Here is a 25,168-nt window from a genome sequence, read left to right as displayed (position 1 = left end):
GACGGAGGCCTAACCGGCCTGACGAGCGGGGCCGAACGGTCCGCTCAACCCCAGGAAAATCGCACCTTGCAGCGGAAATTTCACAGCCGGTCCTGCGGCCACCCAACGGCGACGGCAAAAACGGGTAGAATGCCGCCCACGCAATGAGGGTATTGGAAATGGCTTTAGTCGGGCGCTACAACAGTTTGCAAGTGGTTAAACACACTAACTTCGGTTTATATCTGGACGGCGGCGCGGATGGCGAAATCCTGTTGCCCAATCGTTATATTCCAAAAGATATTCCCAGCGAAGATGAAGACTGGCTCAACGTATTTGTTTATCTGGACAGCGATGACAAACTCATTGCCACCACAGAAAAACCGAAAGTTCAGGTCGGTGAATTTGCCAGTCTGAAAGTGGTTGAGGTCAACAGCATCGGCGTGTTTCTCGACTGGGGCCTGCCCAAGGACCTGTTGCTGCCGTATTCCGAAGAAAAACGCCAGATGACCGCCGGTGAGTACTGCGTGGTGCATGTCTACCTCGACAAGCACACCCGTCGTATCACCGCGACCGCGCGCCTGGATCGCTACCTGGACAAAACCCCGGCCAACTACACGCCCGGCCAGGAAGTTGATCTGTTGGTGGCCGAGGCGACCGACATGGGCTTCAAGGCGATCATCAACAACAAGCACTGGGGCCTGATCCACAAGAACGAAATCTTCAAGTTCATGCGCGCCGGCAAGGAAGAGAAGGGTTTCATCAAGGAAGTGCGGGCCGATGGCAAGATCAGCCTGAGCCTGCAGCCGGTCGGTGAAGAGGCTGCCACCAGCCTGAACTCGAAGATCCTCGCCAAGTTGCGTGACAACAACGGCACCTTGCCGGTCAGCGACAAGAGCGACCCGGCACTGATCAGCAGCCTGTTCGGTGTCAGCAAGGGCAACTTCAAGAAGGCGATCGGCGCGCTCTACAAGAACGGCCAGATTGTCATTCACCCGGACCGTATTGAACTGAGCTGACCCTCAAACCGGGTGATGGCTTGATGATCTAGGAGCGAGCTTGCTCGCGATGAACTCAAATATTGCGCGTAGTTTCAGGAAGTATTGCGTATTCGTTGACGATCATCGCGAGCAGGCTCGCTCCCACATGTGTCCATCAATTCATTGGATATCGAGTAACCGTCATGTCCTCGACCCTGTGTGAGATTGCCTGATGATTGCCACTCGGCGCAGCGTCGATGGCTTTGCCCTGCAAGTGATGTTTGGCCTGTGCCTGGTGTGGGGCATCCAGCAGGTGATGATCAAGTGGGCGGCCGCGGATATCGCGCCAGTGATGCAGGCGGCCGGTCGCTCGGGGATCTCGGCGCTGCTGGTGGGGTTGCTGATCTGCTGGAAAGGCGGCTGGGATCAGGTCAGTGCGACCTGGCGCGGCGGCTTGCTGGCCGGCAGCCTGTTCGGCCTGGAGTTCCTGTTCATCTCCGAAGGCCTGCAACTGACCACCGCCGCCCACATGTCGGTGTTCCTCTACACCGCGCCGATCTTTACCGCGCTGGGCGTGCACTGGCTGTTGCCCAGCGAGCGCCTGCGGGCGGTGCAATGGCTGGGGATCCTGCTGGCCTTCATCGGGATCGGCGTGGCGTTTGCCGGGGGCGTGTCCTGGGACAACCTGGACCGGCGCATGCTGCTGGGCGATGCGCTCGGTGTATTGGCCGGCGCCGCCTGGGGCGCGACCACGGTGGTGGTGCGGGCTTCTCGCCTGTCGGAAGCGCCGGTGACCCTGACCCTGTTCTATCAATTGATCGTCGGTTTCTTCGGCCTGCTGCTGATCGCCGTGCTCAGTGGCCAGGTGACCCACGTCAGCCTGACGGGTGTGGCAATCACCAGCGTGCTGTTCCAGGGGCTGGTGGTGTCTTTCTGCAGTTACCTGATCTGGTTCTGGTTGTTGCGCCGCTACCTGGCGGCCAATCTGGCGGTGTTTTCGTTCATGACGCCGTTGTTCGGCGTCACGTTCGGCGTGCTGTTGCTCGGCGAACAACTGACCCTCAACTTTGTCATCGGCGCGGTGCTGGTGTTGCTGGGCATCACCTTTGTCAGCGCCGAACAATGGGTTCGTAGGCGTTTGCGCAAAGCCCTTGGGCAAGACTGAGCCGGCGTCCCCCGCAGCGCGACTGCCTGGCTGGCAGATGCAGTGGGGGCTAAGGTGCAAAGGCGGGCGATGGGGTTGATTTGGATCAATTCGGTAACAGATCTTTGCGAACTGAGACGAGCATTGCGTAGGAGTTCGGACTACTATCTGTATGAAGCGTCTACAGAACCCGGTCGCTCGGCATTACCCTGAAGGGGGGCACCATGAAAGAGAAATTGCAAAACTGGCTCCATGACCTCGGTGTCGCGCTAGGTTTGATCGAACCACCTCTGCAACCCGTGCCTATTCGCACTGACGACGAACAACGCCGTCGCCAACCGCGCCGCCGGTAAAGCGCATGTTGTAGCAGCTGCCGCAGGCTGCATTCGCCTGCGTCGCTGGTGCAAGCTGTCCGCCGCAGATCCCGCGTCTGCGGCCCCATCCCCTGCACGCACGCCGGCAGCTGATTACAAACTCCTCTCCCGATACCCGCTACCTCTCTCGACAACACTTTCCTCCAGACGAAAAAAAACGGATGCAGCGACCGACGCTGCACCCGCCGAAGAAAGGTGTACGGCGTCTGACCTGAGGTCAGATCGCGTTGGCCAGGGTGGCCGGGCGACGGGACGCCAGGCTGACCACCACGAAGCTCACCAGGCCGACCGCCAGGCTGTAGTAGATCGGCGTGTTGGCATCCAGGCCATCCTTGAACATGAACACCAGGGCAGTGACGAAGCCCAAGCCCATGCTGGCGATGGCGCCGGCGGTGGTAGCGCGTTTCCAGAAAATCGCCCCGATCAGCGGGACCAGCATGCCGCCCACCAGCAGGTTGTAGGCCAGGGTCAGGGCGCTGATCACGTCATTCACCACCAGGGCGATGCCCAGGACGGCAATCCCGGTCAGCGCCGTGAACAGGCGGTTCATCTTCAGGCTCGACTGTTTGCCACCACGCAATTTCGGCAGCAGGTCCTCGGTCAGGGTCGTGGCGGCGGCAAGCAGGCCGGCGCTGGCGGTGGACATCATGGCGGCCAGGGCTGCGGCAATCACCAGGCCACGGATACCGTCAGGCAGCGACAGTTTGACGATGGCGGCGAAGGCGTTGTTGACGTTGTCCAGGTCCGGAATCAGTACGTGTGCCGCCATGCCGATCAGGGCGCAGGCCAGGCCGTAGAGGATGCAGTAGAACCCGGCCAGGGTCCCGGCGTATTGGGCGACTTTGGCGGTGCGCACGGTGAACACGCGCTGCCAGATGTCCTGACCGATCAGGATGCCGAAGAAGTAGATCATGAAGTAGGTGATGATCGTGTCCCAGCCGATGGTCGTGAAGCTGAAGTTCGACGCCGGCAGTTTCATCACCAGCTCGTCCCAGCCGCCGACGCGGTACAGGCAGATCGGCAACAGGATGAACATCAGGCCCACGGTCTTGATGATGAACTGGACGATGTCGGTCAGGGTCAGCGACCACATGCCGCCGATGGCCGAGTAGACCACCACCACACCACCGCCGAGCAGCACCGAAACCCAGAACGGCAGGTCGAACAGCACTTGCAGCACGGTGCCGATCGCCAGGATCGAGGTCACGCCGATCATCAGTGCGTACGCCAGCATGATCACCGCGCTCGCGGTGCGGGCCATCGGGTTGTAGCGTTTTTCCAGGACCTGGGTAACGGTATAGATCTTCAGCTTGAGCAGCGGCTTGGCGAGGAACAGGTTCAGCGCCACGATCCCGCAGCCCAGTGCCGCGCACAGCCAGAAGCCGGAGATGCCGTGCACATAACCCAGGCGCACGGTGCCCACGGTGGACGCGCCGCCCAGGACGGTGGCAGCCATGGTGCCCATGTACAGGCTCGGACCGAGGTTGCGGCCGGCGACCAGGAAGTCCTCGTTGGTCTTGGCTTTGCGCATGCCGTAGTAGCCCAGTATCAGCATCGCGGCGGCGTAGATGAGTACGACGAATAAATCTAAAGCCATGATGGCGTGTCTCCGATTGTCTTTTTTATGGTGAGGCAAAAATCAATGTGTTGGCGCAAGGCTGTGCGTGAGTCAGGCGATTTGCTGCATGACCGGTGTACCCCGCATCGCCATGCCCTTGCGGCATGGCGGATAAATCTTCATGGCAGGCCAGCCAATGGCCTTCTGGTTAACGCGTCGCTCCCGGCGCCCCTGTCCCACCGCAGCTGATAGGCCGCGCGAGCGGTTCAGGCAAAGGCTGCCACCGGGTCGGCGGCAGCCTTGAAAGCCTGATCCCGTGGGGGCTTGGTCCGATCCTCAGCGATGGGCCACGCCCGGCAGTACGCAGAGCATTTCGTACAGCAGGTTGGCGCCCAGCAGCGAGGTATTGCCGGTGGTGTCGTACGGCGGCGAGACTTCTACCAGATCGCAGCCGATCAGGTCGAGGCCCTGGCAGCCGCGGACGATTTCAATCGCCTGGATGGTGGTCAGGCCACCGATTTCCGGGGTGCCGGTACCAGGGGCCCAGGCCGGATCGATGCCGTCGATGTCGAAGCTCAGGTACACCGGACCACCGCCAACCTTTTCCCGGACTTCGGCCATCAGCGGCGCCAGGGACTGGTGCCAGCACTCTTCGGCCTGGACCACACGGAACCCCTGTTTGCGGCTCCAGTTGAAGTCTTCCGCGGTATAGCCCTGGGCGCGCAGGCCGATCTGCACCACACGGTCGCAGTCCAGCAGGCCTTCTTCGACGGCGCGACGGAAGGTGGTGCCGTGGGCGATCTTCTCGCCGAACATGTGATCGTTGACATCGGCGTGGGCGTCGATGTGCACCAGGCCGACCTTGCCGTGCTTCTTGTGGATGGCCCGCAGGATCGGCAGGGTGATGGTGTGGTCGCCACCGAGGGTCAGCGGGATCACGTCGTGTTCGAGGATCTCGTCGTAGGACTCTTCGATGATGCGCACGGCATCCAGCAGGTTGAAGGTGTTGATTGCCACGTCGCCGATGTCGGCGACCGACAGCGAGTCGAACGGTGCGGCACCGGTGGCCATGTTGTACGGGCGGATCATCACCGATTCGGCGCGGATTTCCCGTGGCCCGAAGCGGGTGCCGGCGCGCAGCGAGGTGCCGATGTCCAGCGGGATGCCAATGAAGGCAGCGTCCAGGCCGGCAGCGGATTGCAAGTGGGGGAGTCGCATCATGGTGGCGATGCCGCCGAAGCGCGGCATTTCGTTGCCGCCCAGTGGTTGGTGAAGAATTTTGTCCACGGGTATGGCCTCATCGTCTTTGTTTTATTTATGGGGTTACCCAGCGCATCGGGAATGCACGGGCACCTGTTGGGCGGATTCTGCGAAATGGAGTGGCGCAGAAGAATCGCTACCGGCAAATACTTAGTTCAGATTTTTCTAAACTAATGCTGACGGGGGCGATAGACTTCGCGCCTAACGCAAACTGAAATATCTCGTAGCAGCTGCCGAGCCCTCGAGGCTGCGTTCGGCTGCGAAGCAGTCGAGCATGGGATATTTCATTCTTCAGGATAAAACGGTCGCCTGGATGGCGGCCGCTTCGCAGCCGAACGCAGGCTGCTACAGGGACTGTGTCGCGACGTCACTCGGAGCTCCCCCATGGCCAACGCTTTACCCGACCTGAAACTACTGCGCATCTTCGTCAGCGTGGTCCGTCACCAGGGGTTCGCCAATGCCCAGCACGAGCTCAACCTGTCGACCTCGGCCATCAGCACTTACATGAGCCAGCTCGAAGCCGGGTTGGGCCTGGTGCTCTGCCATCGCGGCCGGGGCGGGTTCAGCCTGACCAGCAAGGGCGAACTGTTTCACCAGGAGACCCTGCGCCTGCTCGGCGAGCTCGAAGGCTTCGAGCAATACGCCGCCGCGCTCAAGGGCGAGTTGCGCGGTACGCTCAACCTGGGGGTGATCGACTCCACGGTCAGCGACAAGGCCTTGCCGTTCGCCGAAGCCATCGGTGCCTACACGCTGGAGCACCCGGCGGTGCATCTGCACCTGTCGGTAATGAGCCCCTACGAACTGCAACTGGGGGTGCAGGACAACCGCCTGGACCTGGCCATCGGGGCGTTCTCGACGCGCATGAGCGGCCTGGTCTACATGCCGCTCTATCGTGAGCAGCACTGGCTGTATTGCAGCAATCGCCACCCGTTGTTCACCGAGCGGCGTATCCCCGAGCAGTTGATTACCCAGCAACGCATGGTCGGACGTGGCTACTGGAGCCAGGCCGAACTGGCCCGCCACGGCTTCAAGCACAGCGCCGCGACCGTGGACAGTATGGAGGCGCAGTTGATTCTGGTGCTGTCCGGCGCCTACATCGGCTACCTGCCGGAGCACTACGCCCAGGCCTGGGCCGACAAGGGCGATCTGCGGGTGCTGCTGCCGGCCACCTTCGGCTACCAGGCGCCGTTCTCGATGATCGTGCGCCGTGGCCGCAGCCGCGAGCCCTTGATCCAGACCTTCCGTGACTTGCTCAAAGCCCAACTCAACCAGGCCTGATCGGGAGACGTTCATGTCCAGAAGCCAATGCCCGCGCTGCCTGCGTCCGGCCACCCACTGCTTGTGCCCGCTGATCCCCAGCCTCGACAGCCGCACCCGGGTGCTGCTGTTGCAGCATCCCAGCGAGGTCAACCACGCCTTGAATACCGCGCGGTTGGCGGCGTTGGGCTTGAACAACGCGCAGTTGGTGGTCGGCGAAGTGTTCGAGGATTTACCCGAGTTGCTTAATCAGCCGGGCTATTGTGCGCGCCTGTTGTTTCCGGCGGACGACGCGCAGCCGCTGCAGGCCTATGCGCCTTTGCAGCAGCCAATGTTGCTGGTGGTGCCGGATGGCACCTGGCGCAAGGCGCGCAAAATGCTCCACCTCAATCCGCTGCTGGCGGCCTTGCCGCGCGTGACCCTGGCCGAGGGTGGGGTGTCCCGTTATCGCCTGCGCAAAGCCCCGGGGCCGGGGGCCTTGTCGACAGTGGAGGCGATTGTCCAGGCGTTGCAGGTGCTGGAGGCCCCGACTTCGTTCGAGCCGCTGCTAAAACCCTTCGACGCGTTGATCGAGGGGCAGATTGCGGCGATGGGGCAGGCCGTTTACCAGAGGAATCATGGTTCGAGGTAGAGGGCGTTTTAAGGGTCGCTTAGGGCTACCGACATCGCGAGCAGGCTCGCTTCCACAAAGGATTGGCGACCAGCGGCGCATTCAGCGTTCGCGCATCGCCTCGGTGCGGGCTTTGAGCACCGGTTTGAGCAGGTAGTCCAGCACGCTCTTCTCGCCGGTAATGATGTCCACGGTTGCCACCATCCCCGGGATGATCAGCAGCGGCTTGACGTCGCCCCCCAGGTGGTTTTTGTCGGTGCGTACCTGGATCAGGTAGAAGCTGTTGCCCTTGTCGTCGGTGATGGTGTCGGCGCCGATCAGTTCGAGCTTGGCGCTCAGGCCGCCGTAGATGGTGTAGTCATAGGCGCTGAACTTGACCATGGCTTTCTGTCCCGGATGCAGGAAGGCCACGTCTTGCGGACGGACCTTGGCCTCGATCAGCAGGTTGTCTTCCAGGGGCACGATTTCCAGCATGTCGCTGCCGGGCTGGACCACGCCGCCGATGGTGTTGACCTTGAGCACCTTGATGATCCCGTGCACCGGCGAGACCACGGTGGTGCGCGTGACCCGATCGTCGATGGCGATGCTGGTGGCGGTGATTTTCGACAGCTCGGTGCGCTTCTCGTTGAGCTCCTTGGCCGCGTCCGACCGAAAGCTCTGCACCGATTCGTCGAGCTTGCTCTTGATCTCGTCGATGGCTGACTCGGCGCGGGGAATGGCCAGGGTGGTGGCATTCAGCGAGCCACGAACTTCCACTGCGCTGCGTTTGAGCCGCAGGATCTCCACCGGCGACACCGCGCCGGTGCCCACCAGCGGCGCGGACATATTCATTTCCTGGTTGAGCAGTGCCAGGCTTGAGCTGTATTGCCCCTGTTTCGAGCGAAACTCCGCCAGTTCCTGGGTCTTTTGCCGAAGTTGTTCGCTGAGGGTCCGTTGTTCGCTGGCCAGACGACGTTGCCGTTGTTCGAACAGCGAGCGCTCGTCTTCGGCGACTTGGGGAGCCTTGGCGATCACCTCGTCGGAAAGTTTGAACGGCCGTCCCTCGGCTTCGGCGGACAGGCGCTCGACCTGGGCGGTCAAGGCATACCGATCGGCTTCGCTTTCGCCCTTGTTCGACAGGAATCGCGTGTCATCGAGGCGCAGCAAGGTGTCGCCCTTGTTCACCATCTGGCCTTCGCGCACAAAGATTTCGGTGACGATCCCGCCTTCGAGGTTCTGGATCACCTGCACTTTGCTTGAGGGAATCGCCTTGCCTTCGCCCATGGTGACTTCCTGCAACACGGCGAACTTGGCCCAGACCACGGCACTGATGATCAGCGCGGCGGCGAGCCACACGGTGACCCGCGACCAGCGCGGCGAATCCTGCAGCGAGGCGCTGGCGGTTTCCGGCATGAACTCGTTTTCGGCGCTTTTACCGAAGCTGCCAAAGTAGCCGCGATTACCTGTAGGCCCGGACATGTGCCTCTCCTAGACGGCCGCAGAGCCGACACGGCCCTTGCGCAGTGCATCGATAACCGCTTCTTTCGGACCGTCGGCGACGATGCGCCCGTTGTCCAGCACCAGCAGCCGGTCCACCAGGCTGAGCATCGAGGTGCGATGGGTGACCAGCAGCAAGGTTTTGCCCAGGACCTGGGCCTGCAGTTTCTGGCGCAGGACGTCTTCGCTGCTGTTGTCCATGGCACTGGTGGGTTCGTCGAGCACCAGGATCGGCGGGTCGAGCAGCAGGGCCCGGGCCAGCAGCACCGCCTGGCGTTGGCCGCCGGACAGCAGTTGGCCGCGTTCACCCACGGGGCGGTCAAAACCCTGGGGGTGCTGGCGGGCCAGCTCGGTGACGCCGGTCAGTTCGGCGACCTCGAGCATGCGCGCATCGCTGATGTAGCGTGCGCCGAGGGTCAGGTTGTCGCGCAGGCTGCCGGCCAGCAGCGGCAGGTCGTGTGCGACATAGCCGATCTGCTGGCGCAGGTCGGCGACATCCAGTTGCCGCAGGTCCAGGCCATCGAGCAGCAACTGGCCTTCGTCCGGGGCATAAAAGCCCATCACCAGGCGCGCCAGGGTGCTTTTGCCCGATCCGCTGCGGCCGATGATGCCGATTCGCTCGCCAGGCTTGAGGCTGAAACTGACCGTGGCCAGCGCCGGGGCGCTTTGTCCCTGGTAGTGGAAGGTCACGCCGCTGACGTCCAGCGCCCCTTGCAGTTGCGTACGCTCCAGGGGCCGCTGCCCGGCGTCGCGTTCCTGGGGCAGGGACATCAGGGCATCGGTGCTTTTCATCGTCAGTTGAGCTTGCTGGTAGCGGGTGATCAACCCGGCAATCTGTCCCAGCGGCGCCAGCACTCGGCTGCCGAGCATGTAGGTCGCCACCAGTGCGCCGACGCTGAGGTTGCCGGCGATGATGCTGTAGACCCCGGCGACGATGGTCGCCATGCCGGCGAATTGCTGGATGAACAGGGTGCCGTTGGTGGCCAGCGCCGCGAGGTTGCGCGCGTGGCTGTCGAGGCGGGTCAGGGCGCCGTGGGTGCTTTCCCAGCGGTGCTGGCGCTCGCTCTCGGCGCTACAGGCCTTGAGGGTTTCCAGGCCGCCGAGGGTTTCGATCAGCAGCGCCTGGCGTTCGGCGCCCAGGGCCAGGCTCTTGTGCACGGTGTCGCGCAGGCGGGACTGGATCAGCAGGGCGAAGAGGATGGTGATGGGGAAGGCGAGCATGGGGATCACTACCAGCCAGCCACCGAGCAGGCCGATCACCACCAGCATCAGTACGGCGAACGGCAGGTCGATCAGGCTGGTGAGGGTCACCGCCGTGAGAAATTCACGCAGGCCCTGGAAGTCGTGGATGCTCTGGGCAAAGCCGCCGATGGTCGCCGGCCGGGCTTTCATCGCCATGCCGGTGATGCGCTCGAACAGGGTCGCGGACAGGATCACGTCGGTCTTGCGCCCTGCGGTATCGAGCAGGTGCGCGCGCACCAGCCGCAGCACCAGTTCGAAACCGGTGCCGATCAGCAGGCCGATGGCCAACACCCACAGGGTCGAGGTGGCCTGGTTCGGCACCACCCGGTCGTAGGTCTGCATGACGAACAACGGCACCATCAAGCCCAGCAGGTTGATCAGGAAGCTCGCCAGGATCGCATCGCTGTACAGCCAGCGGGACAGCTTGAGGGTGTCGCGAAACCAGGCGTCGACCCGTGGCACCAGGGGTGAACGCAGCTCTTCGAGTTCATGCCGGGGGCGCGCGAACAGCGCCTGGCCACTGTAGGCTTCGGCCAGTTCTTCGCGGCTGACCCATTGCTCGCCACCTTCGGCCTCGCTGGGCAGGATCAGTGCCTGGCCATCCTCGCCCCAGCGGCGCAGGACCGCGCAGCGGCGGTCCTTGAGAATCAGCAGCACTGGCAGGTTGAGCGCCGACAACGACCCCAGTTCACGGCGCAGCAGGCGCGCTTGCAGGCTGGCCCGGGCGGCGGCGCGAGGCAGCAGGTCGAGGCTCAGGCGTTGCTTGTCCAGCGGCAATCCGGCGCTCAGGCTGGCCCTGCTGACATTGCAGCCGTGCAGCTTGCAGAGGATCAGCAAGCCATCGAGCAGCGGATCATCAAAGCTCAGGCGTGGGTCGGCGCCGGTGTTGCCGGGTTGCATGCTGGTCAATTCGGGTACCCCGGTTCGCTAGCGCATCTCTGGCAGACGGGCCTGGCTTTTCACTTCGCTTTGCGCAATCGCTTCGGCCGGCACCACCACCTTGGCTTTGCTCAACAGTTCGCCCATGTTCGCCAGGATCCGGTACATGGAGAACTCCTCGGTGTAGCGCACTTCGGTGTAGCGGCGATTGGCGTTGTACAACTCGTTTTCGCTGTCCAGCAGGTCGAGCAGGGTGCGCTGGCCGAGGCCGAACTGATCCTGGTAGGCGGCGCGCACGCGCAGGGTGGTGTCGGCGTATTCGCGGGCGGTGGGGGTTTGTTTCTTGGCGTTGACCATGGCGTTCCAGGCCAGGGTGATGTTCTCGTTGAGCATGCGCAGGGCGTTGTTGCGGATGTCCATGGCCTGGTTGATCTTGTGCGCATCCGATTGCAGGCGGGCCTTGTCGCTGCCGCCGCGGAACAGGTTGTAATTCATGATCACGCCCACGCGCCACTCGTTGTCGTGGCCCTGGTCACCCTGGATATTGTTGTTGGCACCCACCGCCGCCTCTGCGTCGAAGCGCGGGTAGAACGGCGACTTGGCGACTTCGTACTGGCTCTCGGCGGAGTTCACGTCGGCCTGGGCGGATTTGAGGTAGGGGTTGTTTTCCATCATTGCCTGACGGGCATCCGGCAGGCTCTGCGGGACCTCGCCACGAATCGAGGGCAGGCTTTCCAGCTCGTCGGGCATGCGGCCCACGGCGCTGAAGAAGTTGGCTTCGGCATCGGCGAGATCGACCTGGGCGGTGTCCAGGTTGTTTTCCGCCAGGGCGCGACGCGCCTTGGATTGATCGAGGTCGGCATTGCTACCGACGCCGCGCTCGGTGCGCAGGCCGATCTGGTCGTTGACCCGCAAGTGCGCCTGCAGGTTATTGGTGGCCAGGGTCACCAGTTCCCGACGCTTGAGCACTTCCAGGTACACCTCGATGGTGCGCAGGGCCAGGCTCTCGGCGGTGCCGCGGGTGTAGTAGGCCCGGGAGTTGACGATGGCCTGGGTGCGTCCGACTTCGTTGGCGGTGTTGAACCCGTCAAACAACATTTGCCGCAGGCGCAGCTCCGACTGGGTGTACCAATCGGTCTCTGTGTTGTGATTGCCCTGGGCGCGGGTGTTGGTGTTGTCGCTGTAGCCCCGGCCATAACCGGCGTTCAGGTCGAGGGAAGGATAAAAACCGCCCTTGGCGACTTTTACGTCCTCATCCGCAGACAGGCGATTGTTCTCACTGGCGTGCAGCTCCGGGTGGTTGTCCAGGGTGCTTTGAATCGCCTCGGTCAGCGACATGGCCTGGGCCTGTTGTGCGCAGGCCATGGCGATGAGAATCGCACTGCAGATCGGGGTAAATACGCGCATGGGGTGCCTCTCCCTGTGACTGATGGTGCTTGGCTGTCGCCAATAATTTGGCGTTTTTTTCGCTGAAAACCGTATCAGGCTTGTAACAACAGAGCTAAGAACATCCTAGGCAGAAGCTAAGAAGGATTTCTCATAACGCCTATGCCGAAAAAAACTTATGCGCCTCCAAAAAACCGGCACATTGTTCCCTGCACAGGCCTTGTATTTATGAGCTCTAGGGAGCTTGGCGAGGCTGGGAAAGGTTCCAACACTTTTGCAACATAGGGTGGAGAAGCGCTGGAGGGGATGGAGGCTGAACGGTTTTCGGGCGACAAAATATTGTCACATTACCTGGAGTTCATCGTCAGCCACCCTCGTAGAACGGCTAGGCGGCGCTGAGTGAATGATTTCATTCAGTTTTGTTCCGCAATCACCAGCCCGCCTGCGTAGGCACGCGAGGCGAGATCAACGTCAGGCAAGGGCTTGCACCTTGAAGTGCAAGTGCTGCCGGGCAGAAGGTCCGTCCGTACCCCGGCAAGGCCCTGCATGCTTTCTCTGCACAACCCAGATGCCGATGGACGTCGGCTGCGGAGGAAGTCTCATGGCAACGCTCATCGCAATCGTCAGCAAGGTCGTAGGTCAGGTGTTCGCTGTGGCGGGTGATGGAACCCGACGCGCCCTGGTCGAAGGGGATCGGCTGTTTGCCGGTGAACAACTGGTCACCGGGGCCGAGGGCGCGGTGGCGGCGCACCTGCAGAACGGTCAGGAGCTGACACTGGGACGCGGCAGCAGCTTGCACCTGAGCGCGCAACTGCTGGCCAACCAACCGGCGCATGTCGACTCCACCGAAGCGCTGACGCCCAGCCAGGCGCAATTGAGCGATGTCGAGCAAGTGCAGCAGGCCATTGCTGCCGGTGCCGACCCGACCCAGGTCGCTGAAGCCACCGCCGCCGGGCCGGGCAGCACAGGGGCCCCCGGGACTGCCGGCGGCGGTCACTCGTTTGTCCTGCTCGAAGAAGTGGCGGGGCGGGTCGACCCGGTCATCGGTTTCCCGACAGCCGGTTTCAACGGCATTCCCGAATTTGTCCCGGAACGCCTGGCGGGTTCGCCTGAGGACGGTGGCGATGACACGGGCACGGGTCCGTCGGTCAACCCGCTGGCCCCCGTCACGCCCATCAATCCCGAATTGCCGGTGACCCCGGAACTGCCGGTGAACCACCCGGTCACCTTGTCCGGCCTGTCGGTGGCGGGCGGTGAGTTGACCCTGTATGAGGCCAACCTGGCCAAGGGCTCGGCCAGCAACCCGGGGGCCTTGACCCAGAACGGGACCTTCAGCATTTCCGCGCCGGATGGCTTGCAAAGCCTGAGCATTGGTGGCGTCAGCATCATCAGTGGCGGCGTGGCGGTGAGTTTCCCACAGACGATCACCTCGGCCCTGGGCAATACCCTGACCATCATCGGCTATGACCCGGCAACCGGCGTGGTCAGCTACAGCTACACCCTGGTGGGGAATGAAACCCACTCGGCCGGGGATGGCAGCAACAACCTCAGTGAGCATTTCACCGTGGTCGCCAGCGACGTCAATGGTGATACGGCCAGCAATACCCTGGACATCAACATCACCGACGATGTGCCCCACGCGTTCGACGACGGCAATGGCGTTGCCGCATCCGAAACGCATTCGATCCTGTCCGGCAATGTGCTGGACAACGACGTGCAGGGTGCCGACCGGGTCGTTACCGGGCCGATCACTCCCGGGACCTTCACCGGTACTTACGGCACTCTGGTGCTGGCCGCCGACGGCAGCTACACCTACACCCTGCACAGCAGCGATCCGGCGTTTCTCGCGCTCAAGGACGACGTCACCGAGACCTTCACCTACACCCTGACCGACGCTGACGGCGACAGCAGCAGCGCCAACCTGGTGCTCAACGTCCACAACAACGACGATCCAGTGCTGATCGACGGCCTCAAGGTCCAGGGCGGGGAATTGACCGTTTACGAACGAGCCCTCAGCGACGGCTCGACCCCAGGCACCCCGGCACTGACCCAAAGCGGCACCTTCACCGTCACCGCACTGGATGGCGTGCAGACCCTGACCGTGGGCGGGATCAATGTGGTGACTGCTGGCGTCACCGCCGGCTTCCCGCAAACCTTCACCACCGCGCTGGGCAACACCCTGACCATCACCGGCTACGATGCGGCGAGCGGCGTGGTGAGCTACAGCTACACCCTCAACGACAACGAGGCTCATCCCACCGCCAACGGCATCAACAGCCTCAGCGAGTCGTTCAGCGTCACGGTCACCGACAGCAATGGCACCACCGCCAGCGACTCGCTGGACGTCAACATCGTTGACGACGTGCCGCAGGCCAAGGACGACGGCAACGCCGTGACCGCCACTGAGTTGCACACCGTCCTCACCGGCAATGTGCTCGACAACGACGTGCAGGGTGCCGACCGGGTGATCAGCGGGCCGGTGACGGCCGGGACACTGGCGGGTGCTTATGGCCAACTGGTGCTGGCGGCGGACGGTTCCTATACCTACACCGTCGACCCGACCAACCCCGCCTTCCTGGCACTCAAGGCCGATGCCCACGAAACCTTCACCTACACCCTCACCGACGCCGATGGCGATACCAGCACCGCGACCTTGACCCTGACCGTGCACAACAACGACGATCCAGTGCTGATCGACGGCCTCAAGGTCCAAGGCGGTGAACTGACCGTTTACGAACGAGCCCTCAGCGACGGCTCGACCCCGGGCACCCCGGCATTGACCCAAAGCGGCACTTTCACCGTCACCGCGCTGGATGGGGTGCAGACCCTGACCGTGGGCGGGATCAACGTGGTGACCGCTGGCGTCACCGCCGGCTTCCCGCAAACTTTTACCACTGCGCTGGGCAACACCCTGACCATCACCGGCTACGACGCGGCGAGTGGCGTGGTGAGCTACAGCTACACCCTCAACGACAACGAGGCTCATCCCACCGCCAACGGCATCAACAGCCTCAGCGAGTCGTTCAGCGTCACGGTCACCGACAGCAACGGCACCACCGCCAGCGACTCGCTGGACGTCAACATCGTCGACGACGTGCCGCAGGCCAAGGACGACGGCAACGCCGTGACCGCCACTGAGTTGCACACCGTCCTCACCGGCAATGTGCTGGACAACGACGTGCAAGGCGCCGACCGGGTGATCAGCGGGCCGGTGACGGCCGGCACACTGGCGGGTGCTTATGGCCAACTGGTGCTGGCGGCGGACGGTTCCTATACCTACACCGTCGACCCGACCAACCCCGCCTTCCTGGCACTCAAGGCCGATGCCCAAGAAACCTTCACCTACACCCTGACCGATGCGGATGGCGACACCAGCACCGCAACCCTGACCCTGACCGTGCACAACAACGACGATCCAGTGCTGATCGACGGCCTCAAGGTCCAAGGCGGTGAACTGACGGTCTACGAACGAGCCCTCAGCGACGGCTCGACCCCAGGCACCCCGGCACTGACCCAAAGCGGCACCTTCACCGTCACCGCACTGGATGGGGTGCAGACCCTGACGGTGGGCGGAATCAACGTGGTGACCGCGGGCGTCACCGCCGGCTTCCCACAAACCTTCACCACTGCGCTGGGCAACACCCTGACCATCACCGGCTACGATGCGGCGAGCGGCGTGGTGAGCTACAGCTACACCCTCAACGACAACGAAGCCCATCCCACCGCCAACGGCATCAACAGCCTCAGCGAGTCGTTCAGCGTCACGGTCACCGACAGCAACGGCACCACCGCCAGCGACTCGCTGGACGTCAACATCGTCGACGACGTGCCGCAAGCCAAGGACGACGGCAACGCCGTGACCGCCACTGAACTGCACACCGTCCTCACCGGCAATGTGCTCGACAACGACGTGCAGGGTGCCGACCGGGTGATCAGCGGGCCGGTGACGGCCGGGACACTGGCGGGTGCTTATGGCCAACTGGTGCTGGCGGCGGACGGTTCCTATACCTACACCGTCGACCCGACCAACCCGGCTTTCCTGGCACTCAAGGCCGATGCCCACGAAACCTTCACCTACACCCTCACCGATGCGGATGGCGACACCAGCACCGCGACCCTGACCCTGACCGTGCACAACAACGACGATCCAGTACTGATCGACGGCCTAAACGTCTGCGGCGGTGAGCTCACGGTCTATGAACGAGCCCTCAGCGACGGCTCGACCCCAGGCACCCCGGCACTGACCCAAAGCGGCACCTTCACCGTCACCGCACTGGATGGGGTGCAGACCCTGACGGTGGGCGGAATCAACGTGGTGACCGCGGGCGTCACCGCCGGCTTCCCACAAACCTTCACCACTGCGCTGGGCAACACCCTGACCATCACCGGCTACGATGCGGCGACTGGGGTGGTGAGTTACAGCTACACCCTCAACGACAACGAAGCCCATCCCACCGCCAACGGCATCAACAGCCTCAGCGAGTCGTTCAGCGTCACGGTCACCGACAGCAACGGCACCACCGCCAGCGACTCGCTGGACGTCAACATCGTCGACGACGTGCCGCAGGCCAAGGACGACGGCAACGCCGTGACCGCCACTGAACTGCACACCGTCCTCACCGGCAATGTGCTCGACAACGACGTGCAGGGTGCCGACCGAGTGATCAGCGGGCCGGTGACGGCCGGGACACTGGCGGGTGCTTATGGCCAACTGGTTCTGGCGGCGGACGGTTCCTATACCTACACCGTCGACCCGACCAACCCCGCCTTCCTGGCGCTCAAGGCCGATGCCAACGAAACCTTCACCTACACCCTGACCGATGCGGATGGCGACACCAGCACCGCAACCCTGACCCTGACCGTGCACAACAACGACGATCCAGTACTGATCGACGGCCTAAACGTCTGCGGCGGTGAGCTCACGGTCTATGAACGAGCCCTCAGCGACGGCTCGACCCCAGGCACCCCGGCACTGACCCAAAGCGGCACCTTCACCGTCACCGCACTGGATGGGGTGCAGACCCTGACGGTGGGCGGAATCAACGTGGTGACCGCGGGCGTCACCGCCGGCTTCCCACAAACCTTCACCACTGCGCTGGGCAACACCCTGACCATCACCGGCTACGATGCGGCGACTGGGGTGGTGAGTTACAGCTACACCCTCAACGACAACGAAGCCCATCCCACCGCCAACGGCATCAACAGCCTCAGCGAGTCGTTCAGCGTCACGGTCACCGACAGCAACGGCACCACCGCCAGCGACTCGCTGGACGTCAACATCGTCGACGACGTGCCGCAGGCCAAGGACGACGGCAACGCCGTGACCGCCACTGAACTGCACACCGTCCTCACCGGCAATGTGCTGGACAACGACGTGCAGGGTGCCGACCGGGTGATCAGCGGGCCGGTGACGGCCGGGACACTGGCGGGTGCTTATGGCCAACTGGTGCTGGCGGCGGACGGTTCCTATACCTACACCGTCGACCCGACCAACCCCGCCTTCCTGGCGCTCAAGGCCGATGCCAACGAAACCTTCACCTACACCCTGACCGATGCGGATGGCGACACCAGCACCGCAACCCTGACCCTGACCGTGCACAACAACGACGATCCAGTACTGATCGACGGCCTAAACGTCTGCGGCGGTGAGCTCACGGTCTATGAACGAGCCCTCAGCGACGGCTCGACCCCAGGCACCCCGGCACTGACCCAAAGCGGCACCTTCACCGTCACCGCACTGGATGGGGTGCAGACCCTGACAGTAGGCGGGATCAACGTGGTGACCGCGGGCGTCACCGCCGGCTTCCCGCAAACCTTCACCACCGCACTGGGCAACACCCTGACCATCACCGGCTACGACGCGGCGAGCGGGGTGGTGAGTTACAGCTACACCCTCAACGACAACGAGGACCACCCGACGGCCAACGGTGCCAACAGCCTCAGCGAACACTTCACGGTGACCGTGACCGACAGCAATGGCACCACCGCCAGCGATACGCTGGATGTGAACATCGTCGATGACCTGCCAACCGCCAGCCCCGATAGCGCCACGGTGGGCGAGGGCGCGACAGTGAATATTTCGGTGCTCGGCAACGACGTCAATGGCGCCGACGGGGCGGCCACGGGCGGCGCAGTGGTCGGCGTGCGGGCAGGGGGCAATACGGCGACCTCGGCCCTCGGCGGCCTGGGCGATCAGATCCAGGGCACCTACGGCTACCTGACGCTGGATGCCGCCGGCAATGCGGTCTACCACAGCACCGCCAACGGGGTCAGCCCACCCGGGGCAACGGACGTGTTTACCTACACCATCCGCGATGGCGATGGCGACGAAAGCACCACCACCATCACCATCAATGTCACCGACAGCGGGCTGATCGCTTGCGTCGACGCCTGCCTGACGGTCTACGAAAAAGCCCTGGACCTCAGCCAGGATGGCCAGGACCTGGCCCCCGGCCTGGTCATCGGCAGCGACCCGACGTCCACCGGCGAAACCGCCCACGGTTCATTGGTCGGTTCGGTCAGCGGCGGTAGCGGGGCGCTCACTTACACTTTGGTGGGCAGCGCCACCGGCACCTACGGGCAAATCCTGCTCAACCCCGATGGCACCTACACGTACACCCTGACCTCGGCACCGAAAACCGCAGGGGGCAACGACGGGCCGAACATCCTCACCGAGAGCTTCACCTACAAGGTCACCGACGCCCTGGGCAATACCGCCACCAGCAGCGTGGTGGTCAACATCGTCGATGACGTACCCCGGGCCCAGCATTCCGAGCGTTCAGTCACCGCGGTGGGGATCGACTCCAACCTGCTGCTGGTGATCGATGTGTCCGGCAGCATGGCCGACCACTCCGGTGTTTCGGGGCTGTCGCGCATGGACCTGGCCAAGCAGGCCATCAGCGCCTTGCTCGACAAGTACGATGCCATGGGTGACGTGAAAGTGCAGATCGTCACCTTCAGCAGCAGTGCTACCGAGCAGACTTCGATCTGGGTCGACGTGACCACCGCCAAGTGGATCATTTCCACCCTGTATGCCGACGGCGGGACCAACTACGACGACGCCCTGGCTGCGGCCAAGCAGGCGTTCATGACCGAAGGCAAACTGGCGGGGGCACAAAACGTCGGCTACTTCTTCTCCGACGGTAAACCCAATGATGGCTGGGAAACCGGCCCGTCGGACGAGGCGGCCTGGAAGGCGTTCCTCGAGGCCAACGGGATCAAGAACTATGCGATCGGCCTGGGCGACGGCGTCAGCAGTGGCAACCTCAACCCGCTGGCGTATGACGGCAGCAATCATGTCAACACCAATGCGCAAGTGGTCACTGACCTCAACCAGCTCAACGCGGTGCTGTCCGGCACCGTGGGGGGCGCGCCGATCAGCGGGTTGCTGATGGGCGAGGGCGGTAGTTTTGGTGCCGATGGCGGCTTTATCAAAACCATTATCATCGAGGGCACCACCTACAGCTTCGATCCCAACGGCGACAACCACAAGGGCGCGCTGACGGTGCTCGAAGGCTTCAACCGCGGCACCTTCAACACCCTGGACAACAGCCTGACCATTGCCACCACCAAGGGCGGCACCCTGGTGATCAACCTCGACACGGGCGAGTTCACCTACACCTCGCAGACCACCACCTCGGTGGTGCTCACCGAGCAGATCGCCTTTACCGCCAGTGACTACGAAGGTGACCTGGCCAGCCGCACCCTGACCATCAACATCCTGCCGAACGCAGCGCCGGTGGCGGTGGACGACCAGGTGATCACCAACGTTCTGTCGAAACACATTGCGGTCCCGGCCGAAGGCTTGCTGGCCAATGACACGGACGCCAATGGCGACCACCTGAGCGCCACGCCCACCACGTTCAATACGGGCTGGATTGCCAAGGGCGAGGACTTTATCGGCAGTGGCGCGATCAACTTCTCCGGCACCCAGAACAACTTCGGCAACCGTAACCTGGCGGATGTGCGCAGTGCCTTTGCGGCGGACACCGCCGCCATGACCGCGCTGCTGGTGATCAGCGGTTACCTGGGCCGGGTCACCAACGCCAATGCCAACGATGAGGACTTCATCACCGTCACCCTGAAAAAAGGCGAGACCCTCAACCTGGACCACAACCTTGCCGCCGGCCACATCAGCCTCGAGTACTCACTCAACGGTGGCGGGTTCCTGGGCATCGACAATCACAGCACCCTCAGCGCCGCCGAGGATGGCACCTACCGCATTCACGTGAGCAACCTCAGCAATAGCAGCGGCAGCCAAGTCAATGCCGCGGAAAACTACCAGTTGAACCTGACGGTCAACTACGCCGGCGCCCATGAAAGTTCGCCGGACTTTGTCGGCAGCTACACCGCCAGCGACAACCACGGTGGCAGTGACTCGGCCGCCGTCAGCATCACCTACCAGGCAGGGCATACCCTGACCGGGACCGCGGGCGACGACGTGCTGTTGGCCGGTGGCGGTGACAACCTGCTCAATGCCGGCGACGGCAACGATGTGCTCACCGCCGGCAACGGCAATAACCAGTTGCATGGCGGGGCCGGCAACGACCTGTTGTTCAGTGGCCTGGGCAGCGACCTGCTGGATGGCGGTGATGGCATCGACACCGCCAGCTACGCCCATGCCAACGCCGGGGTGGTGGTCAACCTCGGTTTGCTCGGGGCGCAGAACACGGGGGGCGCGGGCATGGATACCCTGACGGGGATCGAGAACCTGATTGGCTCGACGTTCGACGACACCCTGATCGGCAACAACAACGCCAATACCCTGACTGGCGGCCTGGGCAACAACACCCTGACCGGCGGCGGTGGGGCCGACACCTTCCAGTGGCTACACGGCAACAGTGGGCACGACCTGGTCACCGACTTCACCCCCGGCACCGACAAGCTCGACCTGTCGCAACTGCTGCAGGGTGAAGCTGCCACCGCGTCTTCGCTGGATGACTACCTGCACTTCAGCGTCACCGGCAGCGGTGCGTCACTGCTCACCAGCATCGACGTCAAGGCCACGATCGGTGCGCCTTCGACCCAGACCATCGACCTGGCCGGGGTCAACCTGGCCGAGCATTACGGCGTCACGCCGGGGGCCGGTGGGGTGATTGCCAGTGGGCATGATACGGCGACCATCATCAACGGCATGCTCAACGATCATTCGTTGAAGGTCGATACGGTCTGAGCGCAAGCGAGGGTCCGGGAGTGAGCGCTCCTGGACCCCAGGTCTGCTTCACAACGGCTGTGGGTGCCCGATCAATCGGCCCATCGCGCCGAACAGCCCAAGCTCGTTGAGCACGTGCAGTTCGCCTTGGGTCTCGACTCGTTCGGCGATCAGCGGCAGGTCGATGCTGTGGGTGGCGCGGTAGATGGCTTCGATGAACAGGCGCTTGTCGTTTTGCTCATCGATGGCGCGGATGTAGCTGCCGTCGATCTTCAGGTAGGCCAGGCCCAGTTGAGTCAGGTTGCCGATCTGGCTGAAGCTGCCTCCGAAGTGTTGCAGGCCGATGCGATAGCCCGTGTCGCGCAGGCTCAGGCACAACTGGCGCAGGGCGTCGGGCGGTGGCAGTTGGTGTTCGTCGATTTCCAGGGTCAGCAACGGCGCCAGTTCTGGCAAGGCATTGAGGGTGTCCTGGATGATGCGCAGCTGAGCGGGATCGCGCAGGGTGCTGCCGGACAGGCTCAGGGCCAGCGGCTGGCGATGTTCGGCGAGGTGCTCGAGGGTGTGTTCGAGCATAGCCAGGTCAAAGCGCGCCGCCCAGCCCAGGCGTTCGATCCAGGGCAGGAAGTGCCCGGCGGCAATGGCTTCGCCTTGCGGGTCGAGCAGGCGTGCGAGGACTTTGTGGTGCAACACCTGGCGGGTGTCGGCGCATTGCACCACCGGTTGAAAGTACAGCTGCAGCTTGCCATGGCTCAGGGCGTCGTCGATCCAGCTGCGCCAATCATGCTGGGTCTGGTTCTGCGGGGCCGTGGACTGGGCCAGGTACACCCAGGGCCGCTCCGGTTGCAGTTGGGCCTGGGTCAGCGCCTGATCAAGGCGCATCAGCACGCTGCTGGAAGGCTCGCCGGGGACAAAGGGCACCACGCCCAGGTGCGCGACGGGCATGCAGTCGCTGGCACCCGTAAGGCGCAGGTTTTCCAGGGTGGCACTGATTTCCCCGGCCAGGCGTGTTGCTTCCTGGCTGTCCAGGCCTGGGGTCAGCAGGCTGAATTCGCCGCCACGGTTGCGCGCGGCCAGCCAGGTCCGGCGTTCGGGTGACTGGGTCAGGCGTTTGAGCAGTTGACCGATGGCTGTGATCAGCGCATCGGTGTGCTGGCCGCCCAGGCGTTGGTTGAGACCGGCCAGGTCATTGATCCGGAACATCAGCAGGTGACCGGCGGTGTTTTGCTCGGTGACCAGCAGGCGCTCGGCCAGTTGTTCGTCGAGCAAGCGTCGGTTGGCCAGCCCTGTGAGGTTGTCCTGATAGGACTCGGCGCGCAGTTTTTCACTGCGCGCGGCTTCTTCGGCAAACAGGCCCTTGAGTTTCTCGACCATCTGGTTCATCGCCAGCATGACGCGCTTGAGCTCCGGGGTCCTGGGCAGTCTGGACGTGCTGAGGAATTCCCGGTTGCTGATGGCCTGTGCCTGGGTCACCAGGGTGTCGAGCGGACGCAGTTGGCGGCGCAGCATCCAACCGCCGAACACGGCACTGAGCAAGCCGCACAACAGCAACCAGAGCAGGCTGCCGAGGCTGCTGTCCCAGAGTTTGGCCAGGGCAAACTGCGGGTTGCTCTGCACTTCGACCCGGGCCACCTGTTCCCAGCCGCGCATGATCAGCGCGTCACCGCCCTGGGGGCGCAGGTCGACCAGCCTGACGAACCAGTGGGGCACCCCTTGCGCTGTGGCCGCCGTGGTGCGCTCGACAAGCAGCTGTTCGTCCTCGATGTTGACGACCCGGATGCTGGCGAAGTAGCCGCTGTCAAAAATCGAGCTGACCATCAGTTCGATCATCGCCGGGTCGTCCACCTGGCTGGTCAGCGATAGCCCGAGCGCCGTGGCGGCGTCCTGGGCGTGGGAGCGCAATTGACCGAGCATCTGCTCGCGCGAGCTCTCCAGGCTGACAAAAAAACTGCCGCTGAAGGCCACCAGCAAGAATAGGCAGATGGCCAGGAACAACTGTTTGAGTAGCGACATAGGGCGCTCCTTGTTGATCGGCGGTGTCAGCCGTCGCCCACGGCAAAACCTTCGGCCTGCATCTTCTGCAGCACATCCTGCCAGCGTGACAGGCGCTTGGCGTCGCCTTTGCGTTTACCGCCGTCCGCCCCCGGCATGTACAGGCCTTCGGCATTGAAGGCGTACACCGGCAGCAGGTCCTTGCGGTTCGAGGCGGGGCGGATGTCGCTGATCAGGTTGTCCAGCACCAGCGGATCGGCGCTGGGGGTGGCGTAGTAGGTCAGCACCATGTGCGCCTGATTGCGGGTCAGGGCCTTGACGTAGGTAATGCGCAGTTTTTCACTGGGCACACCGAGGTTGCGCAGGCTGAAATACTTGGCCAGGGCGTAGTCTTCGCAGTCGCCGGCACCCTTGACCAGGGATTCGACGGGGGTTGCCCAATAGTCGGTCTGGCGCCAGATGCGAGTGTCGTCGCGAAAGCTCAATTGCTGGTTGAAGAAGCGATTGACGGCGGTCAGTTGCTCGCGTTCGGGTTGTCTGGTTTCGCCTTGCAGCATCTGGTTCCATGCCTCGATCCGCCCCTGGGCGCTGCCCAGGGGGCCGTAGCGTTGCTCGGCCGTTTGCAGGATCTGGGCGAAATTCCAGTTCGCCCGGACGTTGCCTGGCCCCACCAGCCAAAAAACGCTCAACAGCAGCCATCCGCCGAGCCAAAGTCGGAGCGTTGACCATCCTGGGCGACGCCGACTGCAGGACATGTCTGGCTGCTCAAATGCAGATGGGTGAAGTCTAGGCGAAATTTTCCGAGGGGCCGGCTCAGGTTTTGTGCAGGGTTTTCTGGCGCAGGATGTACACCGTCACCACCACCGCGCTGGTCAGCATGAAGCCGCGGGCCCAGGGCAGGGGGACCAGGTAGCACGAGAGGCCGATGCTCAGCCACATCAGGCCAATGGCGTAGACCTTGCCCTTGAGGGGAATGCCGTTGCCGTCCAGATAGTCGCGAATCCAGGGGCCGAGGCGTGGGTGCTGCACCAGCCATTGGTAGAAGCGTGGCGAGCTGCGGGCAAAACAGGCGGCCGCCAGGAGCAGGAACGGGGTGGTGGGCAGGACGGGCAGGAAGATGCCGATCACTCCCAACGCTACGCTCAACCAGCCGATGGCCAGGAGTACGTAGCGCAGCATCAGGGAGCGGTTGCCTATGGGATCAGCCACAGGCAGGGACTCAGTGGTGACGAGGCTTGAGGATCGCCGGTTTTTCGTCGGGGGCGTTGCACAGCAGGTACAGCGCGGTCAGGGCTTCCGGGATCTGTACGATCATGTCGTCCATCAGGTTGGCGTCGGCGGCGATGTCGGAGAACTCCGGCTGCTCGTCGAACAGACCCGAACCGACCATGATCGGCAGGAGCATTTCGCTGACTTCGTCTTCGGCGGTTTCGAACCAGGCTTCTTCGCGCAGGAACACCCCTTCCATGAAACCGATGCACCAGCCGCGCAGGTCGGAGTCGTCCGGCTCTTCGCCGAGGTCGAGGTCGCACGGCAGCTCGAATTCCTCATCGGAGGCCAGTTGGCGAGCGATGTGGGCCTTGAGGGCCAGCAGGGTTGCTTCGATTTCTTCGCGCTGGGCGTCGCTGCTGTAGTGCGGTTCTTCCGCAAACAGGGCGTCGATCCACTCGCGGTCCGGCACGGTTTCCGAACAGATCGACAGGGCGGTCAGATAGCCATGGGCGGCCACGTAGTCCAGCGCCTCGTCATGCAGCTCGTCGGCGTCGAGGAAGGCTTGCAGGCGGGTTAGTTGCTCAGCGAAGGACATTGGGGGGGCTACCTTGGGAATATACGATGAACAATTCTAGGCGTTCTTGAGCGCTCAGGCCAGCCGCGCAGCGGATTTG

15 protein-coding genes are annotated in these 25,168 nt (G+C 63.3%); 6 read left to right on the top strand and 9 right to left on the bottom strand.

Annotated features, from left to right (window positions below):
* The first annotated feature begins 158 nt into the window (after positions 1-158).
* The 3 genes from Q1W70_RS03280 to Q1W70_RS03270 all read left to right on the top strand — a co-directional run bounded on the left by Q1W70_RS03280 (position 159) and on the right by Q1W70_RS03270 (position 2,453).
* Positions 159-995: a CvfB family protein gene (locus Q1W70_RS03280; protein ID WP_095170932.1), complete on the top strand. Its 837-nt coding sequence runs from the start codon at positions 159-161 to the stop codon at positions 993-995.
* A 193-nt stretch (positions 996-1,188) separates the two neighbouring features.
* Positions 1,189-2,121, top strand: a complete 933-nt coding sequence (locus Q1W70_RS03275; RefSeq protein WP_166590549.1) for a DMT family transporter — start codon at positions 1,189-1,191, stop codon at positions 2,119-2,121.
* 203 nt (positions 2,122-2,324) lie between these two features.
* On the top strand, positions 2,325-2,453 hold the full coding sequence (locus tag Q1W70_RS03270) for a PA1414 family protein (protein WP_256562504.1): 129 nt from the start codon (positions 2,325-2,327) through the stop codon (positions 2,451-2,453).
* 238 nt (positions 2,454-2,691) lie between these two features.
* Here the strand turns inward: Q1W70_RS03270 and Q1W70_RS03265 are convergent, their stop codons facing one another.
* Both Q1W70_RS03265 and speB read right to left on the bottom strand, forming a co-directional pair.
* Entirely contained in the window at positions 2,692-4,071 is a 1,380-nt protein-coding gene (locus Q1W70_RS03265; protein WP_166590548.1) for a sodium:solute symporter family protein, read from the bottom strand.
* Positions 4,072-4,368: 297 nt separating this feature from the next.
* The gene (gene speB / locus Q1W70_RS03260; protein WP_166590547.1) at positions 4,369-5,319 is read right to left on the bottom strand and encodes an agmatinase; all 951 of its coding nucleotides are present in this window, start codon (positions 5,317-5,319) and stop codon (positions 4,369-4,371) included.
* 357 nt (positions 5,320-5,676) lie between these two features.
* Here speB and Q1W70_RS03255 point away from each other — a divergent pair, with 357 nt between their 5' ends.
* Positions 5,677-6,570, top strand: a complete 894-nt coding sequence (locus tag Q1W70_RS03255; RefSeq protein WP_166590546.1) for a LysR family transcriptional regulator — start codon at positions 5,677-5,679, stop codon at positions 6,568-6,570.
* Positions 6,571-6,583: 13 nt separating this feature from the next.
* Positions 6,584-7,180, top strand: a complete 597-nt coding sequence (locus Q1W70_RS03250) for a tRNA-uridine aminocarboxypropyltransferase (protein WP_166590545.1) — start codon at positions 6,584-6,586, stop codon at positions 7,178-7,180.
* An 81-nt stretch (positions 7,181-7,261) separates the two neighbouring features.
* On the opposite strand, the gene Q1W70_RS03245 is transcribed toward Q1W70_RS03250, so the two are convergent.
* The 3 genes from Q1W70_RS03245 to Q1W70_RS03235 are packed head-to-tail and all read right to left on the bottom strand — an operon-like array spanning position 7,262 to position 12,163.
* On the bottom strand, positions 7,262-8,617 hold the full coding sequence (locus tag Q1W70_RS03245) for an HlyD family type I secretion periplasmic adaptor subunit (RefSeq protein WP_166590544.1): 1,356 nt from the start codon (positions 8,615-8,617) through the stop codon (positions 7,262-7,264).
* A 9-nt stretch (positions 8,618-8,626) separates the two neighbouring features.
* Positions 8,627-10,786 carry a type I secretion system permease/ATPase gene (locus Q1W70_RS03240; RefSeq protein ID WP_166590543.1) on the bottom strand — a complete coding sequence of 720 codons (2,160 nt, stop codon included), beginning with the start codon at positions 10,784-10,786 and terminating at the stop codon, positions 8,627-8,629.
* 18 nt (positions 10,787-10,804) lie between these two features.
* The gene (locus tag Q1W70_RS03235) at positions 10,805-12,163 is read right to left on the bottom strand and encodes a TolC family outer membrane protein (protein WP_166590542.1); all 1,359 of its coding nucleotides are present in this window, start codon (positions 12,161-12,163) and stop codon (positions 10,805-10,807) included.
* A 580-nt stretch (positions 12,164-12,743) separates the two neighbouring features.
* Between Q1W70_RS03235 and Q1W70_RS03230 the strand changes: the two genes are divergently transcribed.
* Entirely contained in the window at positions 12,744-21,314 is an 8,571-nt protein-coding gene (locus Q1W70_RS03230) for a retention module-containing protein (RefSeq protein WP_302098630.1), read from the top strand.
* A 48-nt stretch (positions 21,315-21,362) separates the two neighbouring features.
* On the opposite strand, the gene lapD is transcribed toward Q1W70_RS03230, so the two are convergent.
* The 4 genes from lapD to Q1W70_RS03210 are packed head-to-tail and all read right to left on the bottom strand — an operon-like array spanning position 21,363 to position 25,089.
* Entirely contained in the window at positions 21,363-23,303 is a 1,941-nt protein-coding gene (lapD, locus tag Q1W70_RS03225; RefSeq protein ID WP_302098629.1) for a cyclic di-GMP receptor LapD, read from the bottom strand.
* Between the two features lie 26 nt (positions 23,304-23,329).
* Positions 23,330-24,037: a cysteine protease LapG gene (lapG, locus tag Q1W70_RS03220; protein WP_166590539.1), complete on the bottom strand. Its 708-nt coding sequence runs from the start codon at positions 24,035-24,037 to the stop codon at positions 23,330-23,332.
* A 58-nt stretch (positions 24,038-24,095) separates the two neighbouring features.
* Complete coding sequence (locus Q1W70_RS03215) at positions 24,096-24,461, bottom strand: YbaN family protein (RefSeq protein WP_166590559.1); 366 nt, start codon at positions 24,459-24,461, stop codon at positions 24,096-24,098.
* Positions 24,462-24,501: 40 nt separating this feature from the next.
* The gene (locus tag Q1W70_RS03210; RefSeq protein WP_166590538.1) at positions 24,502-25,089 is read right to left on the bottom strand and encodes a UPF0149 family protein; all 588 of its coding nucleotides are present in this window, start codon (positions 25,087-25,089) and stop codon (positions 24,502-24,504) included.
* Between the last annotated feature and the right edge of the window lie 79 nt (positions 25,090-25,168).

The organism is Pseudomonas kielensis, from assembly GCF_030505375.1.
GTDB lineage: Bacteria > Pseudomonadota > Gammaproteobacteria > Pseudomonadales > Pseudomonadaceae > Aquipseudomonas > Aquipseudomonas kielensis.
Note: the sequence above shows the minus strand (reverse complement) of the source record. Positions and strands in the feature narration are given on the sequence as shown.